The sequence below is a fragment of the Pseudomonas cremoris genome (genome assembly GCF_014230465.1).
The window spans coordinates 341446-359663 of the sequence record NZ_JAAXCY010000004.1; the positions used below are offsets into that span (position 1 = coordinate 341446).

17 protein-coding genes are annotated in these 18218 nt (G+C 60.8%); 10 read left to right on the forward strand and 7 right to left on the reverse strand.

The window, feature by feature from the left end; genetic code table 11:
* Positions 1 to 3: 3 nt before the first annotated feature.
* Both HF257_RS11495 and HF257_RS11500 read right to left on the reverse strand, forming a co-directional pair.
* On the reverse strand, positions 4 to 474 hold the full coding sequence (locus HF257_RS11495; RefSeq protein ID WP_185707321.1) for a YchJ family protein: 471 nt from the start codon (positions 472 to 474) through the stop codon (positions 4 to 6).
* 5 nt (positions 475 to 479) lie between these two features.
* Positions 480 to 977 (reverse strand): DUF6231 family protein, encoded by a 498-nt coding sequence (locus HF257_RS11500; RefSeq protein WP_185707319.1) that lies wholly within the window; start codon positions 975 to 977, stop codon positions 480 to 482.
* A gap of 190 nt (positions 978 to 1167) precedes the next feature.
* Between HF257_RS11500 and HF257_RS11505 the strand changes: the two genes are divergently transcribed.
* Both HF257_RS11505 and HF257_RS11510 read left to right on the forward strand, forming a co-directional pair.
* Positions 1168 to 1863: an OmpA family protein gene (locus tag HF257_RS11505; RefSeq protein ID WP_185707317.1), complete on the forward strand. Its 696-nt coding sequence runs from the start codon at positions 1168 to 1170 to the stop codon at positions 1861 to 1863.
* 182 nt (positions 1864 to 2045) lie between these two features.
* On the forward strand, positions 2046 to 2804 hold the full coding sequence (locus HF257_RS11510) for a collagen-like protein (RefSeq protein ID WP_185707315.1): 759 nt from the start codon (positions 2046 to 2048) through the stop codon (positions 2802 to 2804).
* 119 nt (positions 2805 to 2923) lie between these two features.
* On the opposite strand, the gene HF257_RS11515 is transcribed toward HF257_RS11510, so the two are convergent.
* Complete coding sequence (locus HF257_RS11515; protein ID WP_185707313.1) at positions 2924 to 3388, reverse strand: CopD family protein; 465 nt, start codon at positions 3386 to 3388, stop codon at positions 2924 to 2926.
* A gap of 99 nt (positions 3389 to 3487) precedes the next feature.
* On the opposite strand from HF257_RS11515, the gene dinG reads away from it, so the two are divergent.
* The 6 genes from dinG (at position 3488) to HF257_RS11545 (ending at position 11944) form a co-directional block, all read left to right on the forward strand.
* Positions 3488 to 5632, forward strand: a complete 2145-nt coding sequence (dinG, locus tag HF257_RS11520; RefSeq protein ID WP_185707312.1) for an ATP-dependent DNA helicase DinG — start codon at positions 3488 to 3490, stop codon at positions 5630 to 5632.
* A 98-nt stretch (positions 5633 to 5730) separates the two neighbouring features.
* Positions 5731 to 8028, forward strand: a complete 2298-nt coding sequence (locus HF257_RS11525) for a beta-galactosidase (protein WP_185707310.1) — start codon at positions 5731 to 5733, stop codon at positions 8026 to 8028.
* A gap of 82 nt (positions 8029 to 8110) precedes the next feature.
* A complete protein-coding gene (locus tag HF257_RS11530) occupies positions 8111 to 9256 on the forward strand; it encodes a serine hydrolase domain-containing protein (RefSeq protein WP_185707308.1) in 1146 nt (381 codons plus the stop codon).
* A 142-nt stretch (positions 9257 to 9398) separates the two neighbouring features.
* A complete protein-coding gene (locus HF257_RS11535) occupies positions 9399 to 10541 on the forward strand; it encodes an OmpA family protein (protein ID WP_185707306.1) in 1143 nt (380 codons plus the stop codon).
* 27 nt (positions 10542 to 10568) lie between these two features.
* Positions 10569 to 11216, forward strand: coding sequence for a pyridoxamine 5'-phosphate oxidase (gene pdxH / locus HF257_RS11540; protein ID WP_185707304.1), 648 nt, complete (start codon positions 10569 to 10571; stop codon positions 11214 to 11216).
* 263 nt (positions 11217 to 11479) lie between these two features.
* Positions 11480 to 11944, forward strand: coding sequence for an outer membrane lipoprotein (locus tag HF257_RS11545; protein ID WP_003189251.1), 465 nt, complete (start codon positions 11480 to 11482; stop codon positions 11942 to 11944).
* A gap of 74 nt (positions 11945 to 12018) precedes the next feature.
* On the opposite strand, the gene nhaA is transcribed toward HF257_RS11545, so the two are convergent.
* A complete protein-coding gene (gene nhaA, locus HF257_RS11550; protein WP_185712079.1) occupies positions 12019 to 13194 on the reverse strand; it encodes a Na+/H+ antiporter NhaA in 1176 nt (391 codons plus the stop codon).
* A 213-nt stretch (positions 13195 to 13407) separates the two neighbouring features.
* Here nhaA and HF257_RS11555 point away from each other — a divergent pair, with 213 nt between their 5' ends.
* Positions 13408 to 14505: a PLP-dependent cysteine synthase family protein gene (locus tag HF257_RS11555; protein WP_185707836.1), complete on the forward strand. Its 1098-nt coding sequence runs from the start codon at positions 13408 to 13410 to the stop codon at positions 14503 to 14505.
* A gap of 134 nt (positions 14506 to 14639) precedes the next feature.
* Here HF257_RS11555 and HF257_RS11560 read toward each other — a convergent pair whose 3' ends face one another.
* Both HF257_RS11560 and HF257_RS11565 read right to left on the reverse strand, forming a co-directional pair.
* On the reverse strand, positions 14640 to 16253 hold the full coding sequence (locus HF257_RS11560) for an NAD(P)/FAD-dependent oxidoreductase (RefSeq protein ID WP_185707300.1): 1614 nt from the start codon (positions 16251 to 16253) through the stop codon (positions 14640 to 14642).
* A gap of 106 nt (positions 16254 to 16359) precedes the next feature.
* Positions 16360 to 17031, reverse strand: a complete 672-nt coding sequence (locus tag HF257_RS11565) for a COG3650 family protein (RefSeq protein ID WP_185707298.1) — start codon at positions 17029 to 17031, stop codon at positions 16360 to 16362.
* Positions 17032 to 17212: 181 nt separating this feature from the next.
* On the opposite strand from HF257_RS11565, the gene HF257_RS11570 reads away from it, so the two are divergent.
* The gene (locus tag HF257_RS11570) at positions 17213 to 17593 is read left to right on the forward strand and encodes a hypothetical protein (RefSeq protein WP_185707296.1); all 381 of its coding nucleotides are present in this window, start codon (positions 17213 to 17215) and stop codon (positions 17591 to 17593) included.
* Here HF257_RS11570 and HF257_RS11575 read toward each other — a convergent pair.
* Positions 17578 to 18177: a short chain dehydrogenase gene (locus tag HF257_RS11575; protein WP_185707294.1), complete on the reverse strand. Its 600-nt coding sequence runs from the start codon at positions 18175 to 18177 to the stop codon at positions 17578 to 17580. The genes HF257_RS11570 and HF257_RS11575 overlap by 16 nt on opposite strands.
* Between the last annotated feature and the right edge of the window lie 41 nt (positions 18178 to 18218).

The following is an 18218-nucleotide window of genomic DNA, read 5'->3' on the forward strand; positions in this document are numbered from 1 at the left end:
GGATTAGAGATAGCTGGAACAACACTTCTTGAATTTCTGCCCACTGCCGCACAAACACGCATCGTTGCGTCCGGCCTTCACCTCCACCGTTGGGTCGATGAAGTACCAGCGCCCGTCATTCTGTACGAAAGAAGACTGCTCGCGGTGGCTGTGTTCGCCGGTGCTGTCATGCCAGCGTGCGGTAAATGTCACGAACGCGTGTTCTGGCTGGCCGCCGAACACTTCGGAGCTTTCCACTTCCAGGCCCAACCAGGTGCTCTGGGCGCTCCAGGCACCGATGGCCTCGCGGTCCAGGCCGGTCTGTTGTGCGGGCAACGTGGTCGCAACCAGGTAGTCCACCAGGCCCAGCACGTAGGCGCTGTAGCGCGAACGCATCAGCGCGCTGGCACAGGGCGCCGGGTGGCCGGCGTGATAGTGGCCGCAGCAGGCATCCAGCAGGTTGCCACTGCCGCACGGGCAAATGGATGTACTCATCGGGGTTACCACCAATACTTTCCGAAATTTTCCGGGTTGGCCCAGAAGCGGGCGTTGAGCCAGTCCGGCACCTGTTTATAGTCAAGCAGATCGTAGGTAAACAGCGTCAGAACCTGCTCATCGCGCTGGAAACGCTCGCCGGCCTGCAGGGCCAGGGAGAAGAAGTCAGTGTCTTTCCAGTCGCAGGCGCCCAGGTCCACCAGCACGGCGATCTTGCTGGCATTGAGGTTGCGAATACCGCCAAGCAAGGTCAGGCCCTGGGGTTTTGACAGGTGCTCCAGGCAATCGACCACCAACGCCAAGTCAAAACGCTGCGCAGCAAGCTCCGGTGGCAGTGGCCCAGGCGGGGCGACGGACACCTGAGTCTCAGGGTGCGCCGCTTGAAATGCCTCCAGCGCGGGAAACTGGCTGGCGCCCAGCAGCAACAGGCGTTTGGGTTGGTGCAGGTCGAGCAAGGCGGCCAAGGCCTGCTGCGGGGTACGGGCAGAAATACCAGCGGTCATCAGAGATCCTCACATCAGGGCCATAGAGACTAACGCGGCTGAGCGTACGGGCCTAGAGCGGGCGATCGCGAAAAGCCAGCTGTGCACGAGCATCCCCAATGAATACAGGGGCGCGGCGTAGTGGCGCAGATGAAAGGAGCCGTCTTTACTCCACTCGTCGGCCCCCGCCGATCCCCTCAGGAGAAATCAGATGAGCATCATGCGGACAGCTCTACCCTTGGTTCTGCTAACCGGAGTATTGACAGGTTGTGCCGGCTTGCAAAAAACCGATTGGCCCACCTGCGCCGCCGTTGGCGGTGTGACCGGCGCCGCGATCGGTGCAACTCAAAGTTCAGCCTACGCGGGCTATGGCGCCTTGTTGGTCGGCGGTATGGCCGGCGCCTACTGCTGGGTACATGGCGATGGCGACGAGGACGGCGATGGCGTACCGGACAGCCGTGACAAGTGCCCAGGCACGCCAAAAGGTGTGCAGGTCGATGCCAATGGGTGCCCGCCCGTGCCGGTAGCCGCGGTGGTGGAAGAGGTGGTTGTGGTCAAGGAAGAAACCATCGTGATTCGCGATGTGCACTTCCAGTTCGACTCGGCCAAGTTGACCGCAGCGGATAAAACCAAGCTCGACACCATCGCCACTCGCCTGAAAAAAGAAGCGCCAAGTGCCCAGCTGCGAGTCAGTGGCCACACCGACAGCGTCGGCAAAGACGCCTACAACCAGAAGCTCTCGGAAAAACGCGCCCACTCGGTGACCGATTACCTGATCGGCTCCGGCGTGCCACGCAGCAATTTTGTTTCCGTGACCGGGGCCGGCGAAAGTCATCCGGTGGCCGACAACAAAACCGCTGAAGGCCGCGCCTTGAACCGCCGCGTGGAAATCCAGATCAACCGCTGACAACCCTTGCCCCTGTGGGATCCACAGGGGCATTGCTGGCGACCCTCGTTAACCCCCCGTTTATTAACTTTTTTGATCCTTCACTGGCAAAGCGCCTGTGGAAGTCGTTACTGTGCGCCCAAAGAAAAAACTAGAAATGTCTTTTGAAGACACATTTTTTAAGCGCTTAGGGGAGCACCACGATGCGTAAGGTTTTACTGCTGGCCCTGTTGGTCAGCCCCGTAGCTCTGGCCCAGAGCGTCAGCGTTGAAACCAATTCATTGATGCGCCTGCCTAGCAGCACTAGCGTGTTGCAACTGGAGCGCCTGGACGTGGCCGACTACGGCACGCTGCTGATCCCGGCCACTATCAGCCAGGTCACGGTGGATGAACTGCACCTGGGGCGCGAAGCCCGTATCGCCATTGCCCCCGGCAACACCGGGCTGCAACTGCAAGTGCGCAGTGCGCAACTGGACCACGGCAGCCAGATCACTTCACGCGGGGCACCCGGTACCCATGAAAAACCTGCCAAGGCCGGGCGCGACCTGACCTTGCGCATCAATGCCCTGACGGCTGATGAGTTGTCGATTGATGCGCGCGGCGGCGCTGGCGCCCAAGGTTATGCCGGGCTGGATGGCGCCAACGGCGTGGACCCAGGTTGCACCTGGGGTTCGGCAGGCCGCGGCGCCAATGGCGATAACGGCGGCGATGGCTTGCCAGGCGGGGCGGGTGCGTTGGTGCGGGTTGAACTGCCGCAGAACTTCCCGGCCGAGCAGATCAAGGTCTGGGTTGACGGCGGCGCTGGCGGTTTGGCCGGCACAGCGGGCAAACCTGGGCGTGGTGGGCAGTCCAAGGGCTGTCTGGTGTACCAGGCCGATGGTGGTGAAAAAGGCCGTGCGGGGTTGGAAGGGCAGCCGGGGCCAGCGGGGCCTGCGGGTTCTGTCACCATCCAACGGTTGTAACTTAACCGGTCTGACGCCTTCGCGAGCAAGCCCGCTCCCACCTTCGACCGCGTGCATTCCTTGGAATGCAGTCAAATGTGGGAGCGGGCTTGCTCGCGAAGAGGCCCTAACGAACACCTCTAGAACATCGGCCGGGCCGAAGCTATTGCCACCACCACCAACCCCACAATCAAATTGATCCCCACCAACCGGCGAATCTGCCCCAATACCGCAGCCCCTGCCGGCCAGTCCTCAGCCGCCACCGCCGCGCGTAATTCCGGGAATTTCAGCGCCTGGATACGGATAAACAGCGCCGTCATCACCAGATATAACCCCATCATCACCTGCACATAACGCGGCGCGGTCTCAAACCCGCTGAAGCGCAGTTGCAGCAGGCCGACACCGCTGATCGGCAAAATCGCCACCGCGACCCACACCCATACAAAAAAACGTTGAAACACATTTGCCCACAGCTTGAGTCGGGCAGGGCCCTCAAGTGCCGCCACGGCGGCGGGGCGCAGGATCATCCAGGCGAAAAACATGCCCCCAACCCAGATCAGGGCGGCTAATACATGCAGGGTGTAAGCGAGGCTAAACGCGGTCATTGAAGTACTCCGTTCTGCGCGGGATTAATTAGCGGGGTATGATAGCGGCCGATCCGAACCACTGAAAATTTATCCAGCGTTTTTTGCGCCCGACTATCCATGATCAGCACTGAACTCAAAACCACGATCCAGGGCGCCTATTCGCGTTTTCTCGAAGCCAAGAGCTTGAAACCGCGCTACGGCCAACGCCTGATGATCGCCGAAGTGGCCAAGGTCCTCGGGGATATCGACACCGACGACGAAGGTCGCCGCGAAGGTGAGCCCGCGGTCGTGGCCGTCGAGGCCGGCACCGGTACCGGCAAGACCGTGGCCTATAGCCTGGCCGCGATCCCCACGGCCAAAGCCGCCGGCAAACGCCTGGTGATCGCCACCGCCACCGTGGCCCTGCAAGAGCAGATCGTCTACAAAGACCTGCCCGACCTGATGCGCAACAGCGGCTTGAACTTCACGTTCGCCCTGGCCAAAGGGCGTGGCCGCTACATGTGCCTGTCCAAGCTCGACGTTTTGCTGCAAGAAGGCCACGCGCAAACCGCCACGGCCTCGCTGTTCGAAGAAGAAGGCTTCAAGATCGAGGTCGATGAAGTCAGCCAGAAGCTGTTCACCAGCATGATCGAGAAACTGGCCGGCAACAAATGGGACGGTGACCGCGACAGTTGGCCCACCGCCCTGGAAGACGCCGACTGGGCACGCTTGACCACCGACCACAGCCAGTGCACCAACCGCCACTGCCCCAACTTCGGCCAGTGCGCCTTCTATAAGGCCCGCGAAGGCATGGGCAAGGTCGACGTGATCGTCACCAACCACGACATGGTGCTGGCAGACCTGGCCTTGGGCGGCGGCGCTGTGCTGCCAGACCCGCGCGACACCCTCTACGTGTTCGACGAAGGCCATCACCTGCCGGACAAGGCCATCGGCCACTTCGCTCACTACACCCGCCTGCGCTCCACGGCTGATTGGCTGGAGTCCACCGCCAAGAACCTCACCAAGTTGCTGGCCCAGCACCCGCTGCCCGGCGACCTGGGCAAACTGATCGAACAGGTGCCGGAGCTGGCGCGGGAGATCAAGACCCAGCAGCAGTTCATGTTCAGCGCTTGCGAGCAGGTCGCCGACTTCAAGCCCGGTGAAGATGTGGAAGGCCGCGAACGGCCCCGTCACCGCTTTGTCGGCGGCTTGATCCCCGAGCACATGCGCGAGATGGGCATCGAGTTGAAGAAGGGCTTTTCGCGCCTGACCGACCTGTTTACCCGCCTCACCGACTTGCTCAAAGAGGGCATGGACGGCGAGGTCAACATCGGCATCGCCAGCAACCAGGCCGAGGAGTGGTACCCGCTGTTCGGCAGCCTGCTTTCCCGTGCCCAGGGCAACTGGGAGCTGTGGACCGCATTCACGGTCGAAGACCCGGAAGACAACCCGCCCATGGCCCGTTGGCTGACCCTGTCGGAAAGCGGTGCGCTGTTTGATATCGAGGTCAACGCCAGCCCCATCCTTGCTGCGGAAATGCTGCGGCGTAACCTGTGGAACGTGGCCTATGGCTGCCTGGTGACCTCCGCCACGTTGACCGCCCTGGGCACCTTCGACCGTTTCCGCATGCGCGCCGGCCTGCCGAAAAAGGCCGTCACCGCCGTGGTGCCGAGCCCGTTCCATCACGCCGACGCTGGCGTGTTGCGGGTGCCGGACCTCAAGGCTGACCCGCGGGATGCCGCCGCCCACACCGCCGCGATCATTCGTGACCTGCCGGAGTTGGTGGAAGGTTCGCGTGGCACTCTGGTGCTGTTCTCGTCGCGCAAACAGATGCAGGACGTGTTCGACGGCCTCGATCGCGACTGGCGCAAGCAAGTGTTTATCCAAGGCAACCTGTCCAAGCAGGAAACCCTCAACAAGCACAAGGCGCGAGTCGACGGCGGGGATTCCAGCGTGCTGTTCGGCCTGGCCAGTTTCGCCGAAGGCGTGGACTTGCCCGGTGCCTACTGCGAGCACGTGGTCATTGCCAAGATCCCGTTCTCGGTGCCGGATGATCCGGTCGAGGCCGCGCTGGCCGAGTGGATCGAAGCACGCGGCGGCAACCCGTTCATGGAAATCTCGGTGCCGGATGCCTCCTTGAAGCTGGTCCAGGCCTGCGGTCGCTTGCTGCGCACCGAGGAGGACCGGGGCACCATCACCTTGCTCGACCGCCGTTTGGTCACCCAGCGTTATGGCAAGGCTATCCTGAATGCCTTGCCGCCGTTCAGGCGCGAAATTTCTTAAGCCACCGTGGGCGGATTCGCCCACTTCGTGGTCTATCTCACTGCTATGGATTTATGTCATCAGGCCATTCACCGGCCGTTTGGGAGAACCTTGTTCGTATGATTCGCACGCTGCCTGCTCTATTTGCCCTGTTGTTCGCTGCGCCTTTGATGGCCGCGCCTGCCGGGCAACAGACACTGTTCAACTTCGTCCGGCCTGCCGATGTGGTCAAGGTGGCGACCCAGGACGCCAGCCTGCCGCAATACAACGCAGAGCAAACCGCGGAAGGCGAAGTGTTGCGCCGTATCACCTTCAACCCGGCGGCCGAACCGAGCCTGGTGCTCAGCCCGCAAACCGGTACCTGGGACTGGTCCCAATCCAGTGCCATGAGCCTGCGCATTCAGAGCACCATGAACTGGGCATTGACCCTCTACATCAAGGTGCAGAGCGCTGACGGCAAAACCCTGCTCAGCCGCATCGACCTCCCTGCCGGCCCGGCCCAGACGCTGCTGATCCCGCTGCAAGCCAACTCGCCGCTCAGCCAAGGCATGAAAGCCGGCCCGCCGATGCCGATTACCGTTGAGGGGCAACGCGTATTGCTGGGCAGCAGCACCGGGGAAATTGACCGCAGCCAGGTGGTTTCGGTGACCCTGTCGATGATCAAGCCCAACGCCGCCCAAAGCATCTTGCTGGAGCGCTTTGGCGTGCAGGACAGCGAGCCGGTGCTCAAGGCCGCCTACAGCGAACTGGTGGACGCCTATGGCCAGTCCACCCGTGCGCGCTGGCCGGAAAAAGTCAGCAGCGACGAACAACTCAAGGCCGCCGCCGTCAAAGAGCAGCAACAGCTCCAGGGCTGGCTGGCCACGCGGGACAAGTCCGCCCTGGACCAATATGGCGGTTGGAACAAAGGCCCGGCGTTCGACGCCAGCGGGTTTTTCCGCACCGAGAAGCGCGACGGTCGTTGGTACCTGGTGACGCCGGAAGGCCATCCGTTCTACTCGCTGGGCGTGAACACCGTGGCGCCGGACAACAGCCAGACCTACGTGGCCGGTCGTGAATGGATGTTCGCCGCACTGCCCAAGGCAGGCGAGCCCTTCGACAAGTACTACGGCAGCAGCGACAACCGTACTGGCAACGGCGCGGGCGAGGGTCGCAGCTTTGGTGCGGGGCGTTGGTATGACTTCTACGGTGCCAACCTGCAGCGCACGTATGGCGGTGACGGTTTCGACCAGAAACGTTGGGTCACCCATACCCTGGACCGTCTGCAAGCCTGGGGTTTCAACACCGTGGGCAACTGGAGCGATCCCGACCTGACCACTGCAGGCCGCGTGCCGTACACCTTGCCGCTGTCGATTGTGGGTGACTACGCCAGCATCAGCACCGGTACCGACTGGTGGGGCGGTATGCCTGACCCGTTCGACCCGCGCTTCGCCATGGCCACTGAGCGCGCTGTGGCCATTGCCGCTCGTGATCATCGGGACGATCCTTGGTTAATCGGCTTCTTTGCCGATAACGAACTGGCCTGGGCCGGTCCTGGCGATGACCCAAAGTCTCGCTACGCCCTGGCTTATGGCACCTTGCGCATGACCACTGACGTACCGGCCAAGCGCGCGTTCCTCAAGCAACTGCGTGACAAGTACCGCAACGAAGAAGGCCTGTCGAAAGCCTGGGGTATCCACCTGGCAGGCTGGGAGCTGATGGAAGATCCGGGCTTTGAGCCGCCGATGCCCAGCGCCGAGCATCCGGAGATCGAAGCGGACTTCAAATACTTCCAGAAGACCTTTGCCGACGCCTACTTCAAGACCATTTCCGACTCGCTCAAATGGCACGCGCCCAACCAACTGCTGTTGGGTGGCCGCTATGCCGTGAGCACGCCGGAAGCCGTGGCGTCCTGCGCCCAGTATTGCGACGTACTGAGCTTCAATATGTACACCCTCAAGCCCCAGGATGGTTACGACTTCGCCGCCTTGCGACAGTTGGACAAACCGGTGTTGATCACCGAATTCAACTTCGGGTCCACCGATCGCGGCCCGTTCTGGGGCGGTGTGACGCAGTTGGCCAGGGAGGAAGACCGGGGCGTGGCCTATGGCAACTTCCTCAAGCAGGCCATGGCCGAGCCGTCGATTGTTGGCGTGCATTGGTTCCAGTACCTCGATCAGCCAGTGACTGGCCGCTTGCTGGACGGTGAAAACGGCCACTTCGGTCTGGTGGGTATCACCGATGTGCCTTACCAGGGCTTTGTCGACAGCGTGCGTAAAAGCAATCTGGCGGCGGTCGACCAACTGGGTAAGGAAGCTGAAAAAGCCAAGGCCGCCAGCGTTGTGCGCGAGCGTGAAAACGGCAACGGCGGGCATGAAGGCAAAGGCGCGGGGCAGGGCGGTGGACACGCTGGCGGGCACGGCGGCAATGGCCATTGATTGAGGGCTGACGGGTTCACAAAACCTACAATGACTGGAACAATGTCGTCCTCTTTTTAGCGTGTTTTCCGAGGACGTCCAGGTGCAGGTTCAGGGTCATTACGAACTCCAGTTCGAAGCGGTACGCGAAGCCTTTGCCGCGTTGTTCGATGACCCGCAAGAGCGTGGCGCCGCACTCTGCATCCAGATCGGCGGCGAATCCGTCGTCGATCTGTGGGCCGGTACCGCCGACAAGGACGGTGCCGAGGCCTGGCACAGCGACACCATCGTCAACCTGTTCTCCTGCACCAAGACCTTCACTGCCGTCACCGCGCTGCAATTGGTGGCCGAAGGCAAGCTGCAACTGGATGCACCTGTGGCCAAGTACTGGCCGGAATTCGCTGCTGCGGGAAAAGAAGCCATCACCCTGCGCCAGTTGCTCTGCCACCAGGCCGGGTTGCCGGCGATCCGTGAAATGCTGCCCACCGAAGCCCTGTACGACTGGCAACTGATGGTCGACACCCTGGCCGCTGAGGCGCCTTGGTGGACACCGGGCCAGGGCCATGGCTACGAGGCGATCACCTACGGCTGGCTTGTCGGGGAGTTGCTGCGCCGCGCTGACGGGCGTGGGCCGGGTGAATCGATTGTGGCGCGGGTGGCGCGGCCATTGGGGCTGGACTTCCACGTGGGCCTGGCGGATGAAGAGTTTTATCGTGTTGCACATATTGCGCGCAGCAAAGGCAATATGGGCGATGAAGCCGCGCAACGGTTACTGCAAGTAATGATGCGTGAACCGAATGCGATGACTACACGGGCATTTGCCAATCCACCGTCTATTCTGACCAGCACTAATAAACCTGAATGGCGGCGCATGCAGCAGCCAGCGGCAAATGGCCACGGTCATGCACGCAGCCTGGCGGGTTTTTATAGCGGTTTGTTGGACGGAAGTTTGCTGGAAGCCGACATGCTCGAACAACTGACCCGCGAACACAGTATCGGGCCGGATAAAACATTATTGACACAAACCCGCTTCGGCCTGGGTTGCATGTTGGATCAGCCGCAGCTACCCAACGCCACGTTCGGCCTTGGCCCACGTGCATTTGGTCATCCTGGCGCCGGTGGTTCGGTGGGCTTTGCCGACCCTGAACATGATGTAGCGTTCGGTTTCGTGACTAATACATTGGGGCCTTATGTACTAATGGACCCGCGAGCACAGAAGTTGGTCGGAATATTGGCCGGTTGTCTGTAAACCCCTTGCCGTTTCACATTTTTTTGTTACAAAGGCAACTATAAGAAGACGCTGAGCGAAAAGTTGTAACTTTATTCTTCTCTAAGCGTCTGTTTAACGGGTCATCCAGACCCCTGGTTTTTTCTCATTTTGTGGATATCTCATGTTATCGAACAAGTCCTTGGCACTGGCGCTTTGCCTCACTATTACTGGCTGCGCACAAACACCACAAAATGATGCCGATGGCGGACATTGGTGGTCATTTGGATCTGATAAGGCTACTACCAAGGACGCAGTGACCCAAACCGACGCCAAGCCGGCCGCTGGCGCCAAGCCTGCCGCACCGGTAGCCGCCGCTGCCGCGCCTGCCCCGGCTCCAGTAGCGAAGGCTGACACCGGCTCCAGCTGGTGGCCGTTCTCCTCCAAGAGCGCCGATGATAAGGCCGCCGATGCCAAGGCCGACCTGAAAGCCGACCTCAAGGCTGCCACCCCGGCACCTGCCGCCGCTCCAGCTCCAGCCGTAGCCAAAACCGACAGCGAGACCCACTGGTGGTGGCCATTCGAAAGCAAGCCAAAACCATTGGCCAAGGTTGACGTGACCAACGTGCCGATGCCTGATCCGAAAATCACCCAGGCCTGGCTGGACGACTACGAGCCGCGCCTGCGTGTCGCGATCAAGGACAGCAACCTGCAACTTGAGCGCCGCGACAACGTACTGGTGGTCATTGCTCCGGTAGATGGTTCGTACAATCCAAAACGCCCAGGCATGCTGCTGCCGGTCACCCTGGGTCCGTTTACCCGTGTTGCCAAGGCCGTTGAAGGCGACCCGAAAACCGCCGTGCTGGTACTCGGCCACGTCGACACCACGGGTGCCGAGGCGCAAAGCCAGGCCCTGACCAAAGAGCGTGCGCAATCGATCGCTTCGATCTTCAGCCTCAGCGGCTTGAAGCAGGATCGCCTGATGCTGCGTGGCATGGGCGACTTGATGCCGCGTGCTGCCAACGACAGCAACCAGGGCCGTGCGCTGAACCGTCGCATGGAAATTATGTTCACACAGCGTACAACTATGTTGGCGCTGCTGAGCAAGTACAACTCGGCCAACCCACCGAAGGCGGAAATGGTTGCTGTGCAGGACGTGCCTGCACCTGCACCTGCCGCTAAAGCCCCGGCGAAAAAGGCCCCGGTCAAAAAGGCAGCTGCCAAGCCTGCCGCCAAAAAGGCCCCGGCCAAGCCAGCTGCCAAGAAGCCCGCTCCGGCCAAGGCCAAGGCTGCTACCCCGGCTGCAAACGACCAGGCGAAAAACTGATCCGCTGAACCACAAGGATAAAGCTGCATGACCCAGGCACTGGCCGATATGCGCCGTGACTACACACGGGATGGTTTGAGCGAGGCCCAGGCCCCGAGCGAGCCGTTTGCCTTGTTCCACCAGTGGTTCGGCGACGCGGTGAAAACCGAGCAGCCACCGGTGGAGGCCAATGCCATGACCCTGGCTACGGTCGACCAGGACGGTCGCCCGCACTGTCGCATCCTGTTGCTCAAGGGCCTGGATGCGCAGGGCTTTACCTTCTTCACCAATTATCAGAGTGCCAAGGGCGAACAGCTTGCGGCGCGGCCGTTTGCGGCCATGACGTTCTTCTGGCCGACCCTGGAGCGCCAGGTGCGCATCGAAGGACGGGTGGTCAAGGTCACACCTGAAGAGTCGGACGCTTATTACCAGGTACGCCCTCTGGGCAGTCGCCTGGGGGCGTGGGCATCGCCGCAGAGCAAGGTCATTCGTGACCGTGAGGAACTGCAGGAACTGCTCAAGGCCACCGAGCAGCGTTTCAGCGATACCCAGCCCGACTGCCCCGAGCATTGGGGCGGCTATCGATTGCTGCCTGAGCGTATCGAGTTCTGGCAAGGCCGCGCCAGCCGCTTGCATGATCGTCTGAACTACCGCCTGCAAGGGACCGAATGGTCCCGTGAGCGCCTGGCGCCCTGAGCTGCACCTTTCGTCGTACCACCTGAATGTTGCCCATCGCGCCGACGTCTCTATCAAGAGGCTTCGGCCGCGAGCGGCTGCGCAGCTACAATAAGCAAACCTTCATGACACGCCTTGGCACAAAAGCTGAGATACCGTTGGTCGAGTTTTCTGGTACTGGCAGTCTGTACTAAGGCTGAATGAAAGCAGTTTTCTGCCGTGCTTGCCGTGACAGGCGCCAAGCTGCAGCGTTTAATGAACCCCTGTCCTTTGGAGTTGATGCTATGCGTAAGTCCGTTTTACTGGTTGCCTGCTTTACCACCCTGTCGTTGCTGCTGGGTGGCTGCGCCTCGAGTCTGACCGGCGACTCGTATTCCCGTGATGAAGCGCGTCGTGTCCAGACCGTACGCATGGGTACCATTGAATCCCTGCGTCCGGTGAAAATCGAAGGCACCAAGACCCCAATCGGCGGGGCTGCGGGTGCAGTCATCGGCGGCGTTGGCGGCAGCGCCATCGGCGGCGGTCGTGGCAGTATCGTGACCGCAGTGATCGGTGCCGTTGCCGGCGGCTTGCTGGGTTCGGCTACCGAAGAAGGCCTGACCCGTACCCAGGGTGTGGAAATCACCGTGCGTGAAGATGACGGCAGCATGCGTGCCTACGTACAAGCCGTGCAGGAGAATGAAATCTTCCGCATCGGCGACCGTGTCCGCATCATGACCGTTGACGGTACCAGCCGCGTTACTCGCTAAGCGCAGGTTGTAGAAACACAAAACCCCAACCGGGTGACCGGTTGGGGTTTTTTATGGGCGGTCTATCAGGTGGATCAGGCTTTCTTGCGACTCGCCATTGCCGTCACGCCATAGCCGATGACTGCGGCCAGAATCGACCCTGTCAGAATCCCCATGCGGTCTTCACCCGCAAACTCACTGGCGCCAGGCACGAATGCCAGGGAGCCGACAAACAGGCTCATGGTGAAGCCGATACCGCACAGGATCGCCACGCCAAATACCTGGCCCCAGTTGGCGCCTGTGGGCAGCGCCGCCAGGCCAGTCTTGATGGCCAGCCAGGTGAAGCCGAACACGCCGACGGTTTTACCGATCAACAGGCCGGCGGCAATACCCATTGGCACGTGATGGGTGAAGCTCTCCAGGCTCACGCCGGCCAGGGAGACACCCGCATTGGCGAACGCAAACAGCGGCAGGATGCCGTAGGCCACCCACGGATGCAGGGCGTGTTCCAGGGTCATCAGTGGCGAAGGTTCGGCATTCTTGGTCCGCAATGGGATGCAGAACGCCAGGGTCACACCGGCCAGGGTGGCGTGCACGCCGCTCTTGAGAACGCACACCCACAGGATCAAGCCGACGATCATGTAGGGTCCGAGCTTGATCACTCCCAATCGATTCATCGCGATCAACGCGATCAGGCAGGCCCCAGCACCGGCCAACGAAGCGCCTGACAGGTCACTGGAATAGAACACGGCAATCACGATGATCGCGCCCAAGTCGTCAATGATCGCCAAGGTCATCAGGAACAGCTTCAGCGATACCGGTACGCGCTTGCCCAGCAGGGCCAATACACCGAGGGCGAAGGCGATGTCGGTGGCCATGGGGATCGCCCAGCCGGACAGCGCGGCAGGGTAGTCCTTGTTGATTGCCCAGTAGATCAGTGCCGGCACCACCATGCCGCCGATGGCCGCTGCACCCGGCAGCACCACCTGCGAGGGCTTGGACAGCTGTCCGTCGAGCAGCTCGCGCTTGACCTCCAGGCCAATCAGCAGGAAGAACAGGGCCATCAGGCCATCGTTGATCCACAGCAACGCCGGCTTGGCGATTTTCAGTGCGCCAATCTGTGCAACGACCGGCACATCGAGAAAGGCGGTGTACAGATGAGATAACGGTGAGTTGTTGATGATCAGCGCCAGGGCGGCAGCAGCGATCAACAACAGACCGCTGGCGGCTTCCAGCTGGAAGAAACGGGTGAAAGTGCTACGCAGAGGCAAGGGGTGCTCTCCAATCAAAGTTCAATAGGTGGGTACCCTAACCCGTACCGTTAGTTGTTAAAACAAAAATTATATTCTTATTTGTTATAAGGGCAGGGTCCGCCGACGTGGTTTTCACGGCGCGTAATTGTGTGTCCAATTGAGTCATGACTGTATCTGTGTGGAGTGTAGGAAACATCCTAAGATTGGCGATGAAAACTCTTAGAGATCCTCATCATGAGCGACCATCGTTCCTGGGCCCGTGAGGCCATTCGCATCATTGAAGCGGACTTCCAGCGTAGCGCTGACACGCACCTGATCCCTTTGCCATTGCCGGGTTTGCCGGGAATCGAGTTGTACTTCAAGGACGAATCCAGCCATCCCACCGGCAGCCTCAAACATCGACTGGCCCGCTCATTGTTCCTGTATGCGCTGTGCAATGGCTGGCTCAAACCGGGTGCACCGGTGATCGAAGCCTCCAGCGGCTCTACGGCCATTTCCGAGGCGTACTTTGCGCGATTGCTCGGCCTGCCGTTTATTGCGGTGATGCCGGCGACCACCTCCCAGGAAAAGATTGCGCAGATCGCCTTTTACGGAGGCAAGAGCCACCTGGTACAGGATCCGACGCAGATCTATGCCGAATCCGAACGCCTGGCGCAGGAAAGTGGTGGTCACTTCATGGACCAATTCACCTACGCCGAACGCGCGACCGACTGGCGGGCGAACAACAACATTGCCGAATCGATCTTCCAACAGATGCGCTTCGAGCAGCATCCAGAGCCCAGTTGGTTGATCTCCAGCCCTGGCACAGGCGGGACCACGGCGACGCTGGGGCGTTATGTGCGTTACCGCCAGCATCGCACGCGCGTGTTGTGCGCCGATGCCGAACGTTCGGTGTTTTTCGACTTCTACCAGAGTGGCGACGTCAGCCTGCGTCTGGATTGTGGTTCGCGTATCGAAGGTATTGGGCGTCCACGGGTCGAGGCATCGTTTCTGCCAGCGGTGATCGATGCGATGGTCAAGGTGCCGGATGCGCTGTCGCTGGCGGCCATGCATTACCTGGCCGAGCGGTTGGGGCGCCGGGTGGGTGGTTCGAGCGGGACAAACCTGGTGGGCGCGCTGATGGCGGCGCAGCAGATGAAGGCGGCGGGGGAGTCGGGGTCGATCGTAGCGATCTTGTGTGATGGGGGAGAGCGGTATGCCACGACCTATTACGATCGGGCTTGGTTGACGGCGCAGGGGTATGAACTGGACGGTTTGATCGCAGCGGTTGCTGCGAGTGTAGAGCGCGGCGAGCCGCTGCCGGAGAGCATCTTGCGCGCCAATATCTGACCCAACACAAAACCAATATGGGAGCGGGCTTGCTCGCGAATGCGGTGGTTCAGTCAAAACATCTTTAACTGACACGACGCCTTCGCGAGCAAGCCCGCTCCCACATTTGGACTGCAGTGTTTGCAGTATTTATGTCAGGCCTCGATACCCAACATATCCCGCACTACCGCCTCGGCAATCCGGATCCCATCCACACCTGCCGACAGAATCCCGCCCGCGTAACCCGCGCCTTCACCGGCCGGGAACAGGCCTTTCACGTTCAAACTCTGCATCGACTCGTTACGGGTGATCCGCAGCGGCGACGAGGTACGTGTCTCGATACCGGTCAACACCGCATCGTGCAGCGAGTAGCCCTTGATCTGCTTCTCGAATGCCGGCAGCGCTTCACGGATCGCTTCGATGGCAAAGTCGGGTAGCGCCAGGGCCAGGTCACCCAATGACACGCCAGGCTTGTAGGACGGCTCCACACTGCCGATGGCGGTGGATGGCTTGCCGGCGATGAAATCCCCCACCAGTTGCGCCGGGGCTTCGTAGTTGCTGCCACCGAGAATGTAGGCGTGGGACTCCAGGCGTTCCTGCAACTCGATACCGGCCAGCGGGCCACCCGGGTAATCCACTTCAGGGGTGATGCCGACCACGATGCCGGAGTTGGCATTGCGCTCGTTACGCGAGTATTGGCTCATGCCGTTGGTGACCACGCGGTTCGGCTCGGACGTCGCTGCCACCACGGTGCCACCTGGGCACATGCAGAAGCTGTAGACCGAACGGCCGTTCTTGGCGTGGTGCACCAGTTTGTAGTCGGCGGCACCGAGTTTCGGGTGGCCGGCGTATTTGCCCAGGCGCGCCGCGTCGATCAGCGATTGCGGGTGTTCGATACGGAAGCCCACCGAGAATGGCTTGGCCTCCATGTACACGCCACGACCGTGGAGCATGCGGAAGGTATCACGGGCGCTGTGGCCCAAGGCCAGGATCACGTGCTTGGAGAGGATCTGCTCGCCGCCATCGACCACCACGCCGTTCAACTGGCCATCTTCGATCAGCACGTCGGTGACGCGTTGTTCGAAGCGCACTTCACCGCCCAGGGCGATGATTTGCTCGCGCATGTTTTCCACTACGCCGGTCAAGCGGAAGGTACCGATATGCGGTTTGCTGACGTAGAGAATTTCTTCCGGCGCGCCCGCTTTCACAAACTCATGCAGGACTTTGCGGCCGTGGAATTTCGGGTCCTTGATCTGGCTGTACAGCTTGCCGTCGGAAAAGGTCCCGGCGCCGCCTTCACCGAACTGCACGTTGGACTCTGGGTTGAGCACGCTTTTGCGCCACAGGCCCCACGTGTCCTTGGTGCGCTGGCGTACTTCCTTGCCGCGTTCCAGGATGATCGGCTTGAAGCCCATCTGCGCCAGCAACAGGCCGGCGAAGATGCCGCAGGGACCGAAACCCACCACGATGGGGCGCTCTGTCAGGCCTTGTGGCGCGTGGCCGACTACTTTGTAGCTGACGTCCGGTGCCGGGTTGACGTTGCGGTCATCGGCAAACTTGAGCAGCAAGGCGGCTTCGCCCTTCACGTTCAAGTCGATGGTGTAGATGAAGCACAGTTCCGACGACTTCTTGCGCGCATCGTAGCTGCGTTTGAACAGGGTGAAATCGAGCAGGTCATCACTGGCGATGCCCAGGCGCTGCACGATGGCAGGCCGCAGGTCTTCTTCGGGATGGTCGATGGGCAGCTTGAGTTCGGTGATTCGTAACATGACGGGATCCGGTAGGCGGCGGACAAAGAGGCCGGCTGTTTTGCAAACCGGCGATTATAAGCCCCAATGGCGGTTTCCCGTAATGTTAAAACAGCGCAGGGCGTAATCAGTCGTCGCGGGAGCCGCCGAACGACGCGCAGCCACGCTGCACCTGGCCGTTGACCCGCAATTCGGCGGTCATGTGTTGCAGGCTGCCGCTGACGCTGTCCACGCACCGTTGCGGGGCCACCCACAGTTCGACGTGCTGGTTGTTGGCTTCGGTCATCAGGTTGAAGCGGCCGTCGCCGATCTGCTCTTCTACATACGGTACAGCCAATGGCGGCTGGCCTTCACGTTCCAGCACCATGCCCTTGGCGGTGACATTCATTGCCCAGGCCGGCTTATGGCCGTTGGCCCGCAGGATCATGCGTTTGAAGTCCGGGTCGTTGCAGGCCGAGGTCGAACGTTCGACGCGATAGAGTTGCTGCAGGTCCACAGAGCCCTGGGTACCGGCGGCGACGCCGGAGAACTTGCCGCGCAGGTCGGCAAACAGCGCACCTTGCTGGCCGGCCAGGGAGGCCGCCTCCTGGAGGATATTGGTACCACCGGTATCGTTGACCACGTAGTTACGTTTGTCGTCGCACGGCTGGAACAACAGCTTGCCACCGACCGCCGTGAGCTCACCTTGCATACGGGTCAACCCGACAAGCGACGGCTTTGCCGGCTCGCTTTCGAACAGCTGGCAGGCGGCGAACAGGGGAATCAAGGCAAACAGAGCGAAGGTACGGGCGGCGCGCATGGGGGGTCTCCAGACAAGTGTCGCCACGTTACGCAGGCTCGCGATGCATCACAACCCCGGGTCACCATTTGAACGGGTTGCCTCACAATGTAGGGAAACGGAGTATTGCTGATTGCGACGTTTCCTACACTTAAGTTTGGAGACTCGTGAGAGGGTCTACCTCTTTTGACTGGAGTCAGCCATGAATACCAAATGGAGCATCTGCGTTCTTTTGCTTTGGGCAAATGTTGCCCTATCAGACGAGCCCGCCCGTCTCTCCTACTCGTCGGCTACTGACTTTACGGATATTTCGGTGACGCTCAAACGGTCTGGGGACCATGATCTGGCTTCTGTTGAGGTGAATGTCTCGCTGAGCCCAGAGGCGAAGGCAAGGACACAATCCATTTCGCTGCTGGCCTACCAAAAGTACGTAACGCTTTACGTAGACGGTTATCAGTTAAGTACGTCCAAGGTTCAAAGCCAGTTGGGCGGGGCGTTCAGATTCTCAGCCCCGCGTGCGCTGGTGGTTGACTGGATGTCTCAGTTCTCACGTGAGGCAATTGTCGCTCAACCAACGATGTAAGTCTGACCGGTCTGCAAGCCCTCGACACTTTTTGCGTAGGCCAGCGCTACATCGGCACCTGGCGCCGGTTTGAAGCCGCGAAAGTACGGCGCGTAGCTCCCCATGGCCTCCAGCAAGACAGTCGGACTCACCGAGTTGACGCGCAGGCCGCGTGGTAATTCGATCGCTGCGGCTTTTACAAAGGCGTCGAGCGCGCCATTGACCAGGGCTGCCGAGGCGCCGGTACGAATTGGGTCACGGTTGAGAATGCCACTGGTGAAGGTGAAGGAGGCGCCGTCATTGGCGTACTCACGGCCAATCAACAGCAGGTTGACCTGGCCCATCAACTTGTCGCGCAGGCCCAATTCAAAGTCGGCTTCGCTCATGTCGCCCAGTGCCACGAAGTTCACGCTGCCCGCCGCACAGACCAGGGCGTCGAACTTGCCGGTCTGCTCGAACAGTTTGCGGATCGAGGCGCTGTCGCTGATATCCACCTGGAAATCGCCGCTGTTGCGGCCGATGCTGATCACGTCGTGACGCTGAGCCAGTTCTGCCTTGACTGCTGAGCCGACAGTGCCGCTGGCGCCAATCAATAGGATTTTCATAGTGCTGTTCCTCCAGGGGATAAGTGAAGGTTCAGTCTAGT

Excerpts from the sequence above, each read along its gene's own strand:
- HF257_RS11570 (WP_185707296.1), top strand. The coding sequence starts at position 17,213 with ATGAATACCAAATGGAGCATCTGCGTTCTTTTGCTTTGGGCAAATGTT.
- HF257_RS11525 (WP_185707310.1), top strand. The coding sequence starts at position 5,731 with ATGATTCGCACGCTGCCTGCTCTATTTGCCCTGTTGTTCGCTGCGCCT.
- pdxH (WP_185707304.1), top strand. The coding sequence starts at position 10,569 with ATGACCCAGGCACTGGCCGATATGCGCCGTGACTACACACGGGATGGT.
- HF257_RS11495 (WP_185707321.1), bottom strand. The coding sequence starts at position 474 with ATGAGTACATCCATTTGCCCGTGCGGCAGTGGCAACCTGCTGGATGCC.
- HF257_RS11575 (WP_185707294.1), bottom strand. The coding sequence starts at position 18,177 with ATGAAAATCCTATTGATTGGCGCCAGCGGCACTGTCGGCTCAGCAGTC.
- HF257_RS11505 (WP_185707317.1), top strand. The coding sequence starts at position 1,168 with ATGAGCATCATGCGGACAGCTCTACCCTTGGTTCTGCTAACCGGAGTA.
- HF257_RS11500 (WP_185707319.1), bottom strand. The coding sequence starts at position 977 with ATGACCGCTGGTATTTCTGCCCGTACCCCGCAGCAGGCCTTGGCCGCC.
- HF257_RS11545 (WP_003189251.1), top strand. The coding sequence starts at position 11,480 with ATGCGTAAGTCCGTTTTACTGGTTGCCTGCTTTACCACCCTGTCGTTG.
- HF257_RS11510 (WP_185707315.1), top strand. The coding sequence starts at position 2,046 with ATGCGTAAGGTTTTACTGCTGGCCCTGTTGGTCAGCCCCGTAGCTCTG.
- dinG (WP_185707312.1), top strand. The coding sequence starts at position 3,488 with ATGATCAGCACTGAACTCAAAACCACGATCCAGGGCGCCTATTCGCGT.
- HF257_RS11535 (WP_185707306.1), top strand. The coding sequence starts at position 9,399 with ATGTTATCGAACAAGTCCTTGGCACTGGCGCTTTGCCTCACTATTACT.
- HF257_RS11515 (WP_185707313.1), bottom strand. The coding sequence starts at position 3,388 with ATGACCGCGTTTAGCCTCGCTTACACCCTGCATGTATTAGCCGCCCTG.
- HF257_RS11565 (WP_185707298.1), bottom strand. The coding sequence starts at position 17,031 with ATGCGCGCCGCCCGTACCTTCGCTCTGTTTGCCTTGATTCCCCTGTTC.
- HF257_RS11560 (WP_185707300.1), bottom strand. The coding sequence starts at position 16,253 with ATGTTACGAATCACCGAACTCAAGCTGCCCATCGACCATCCCGAAGAA.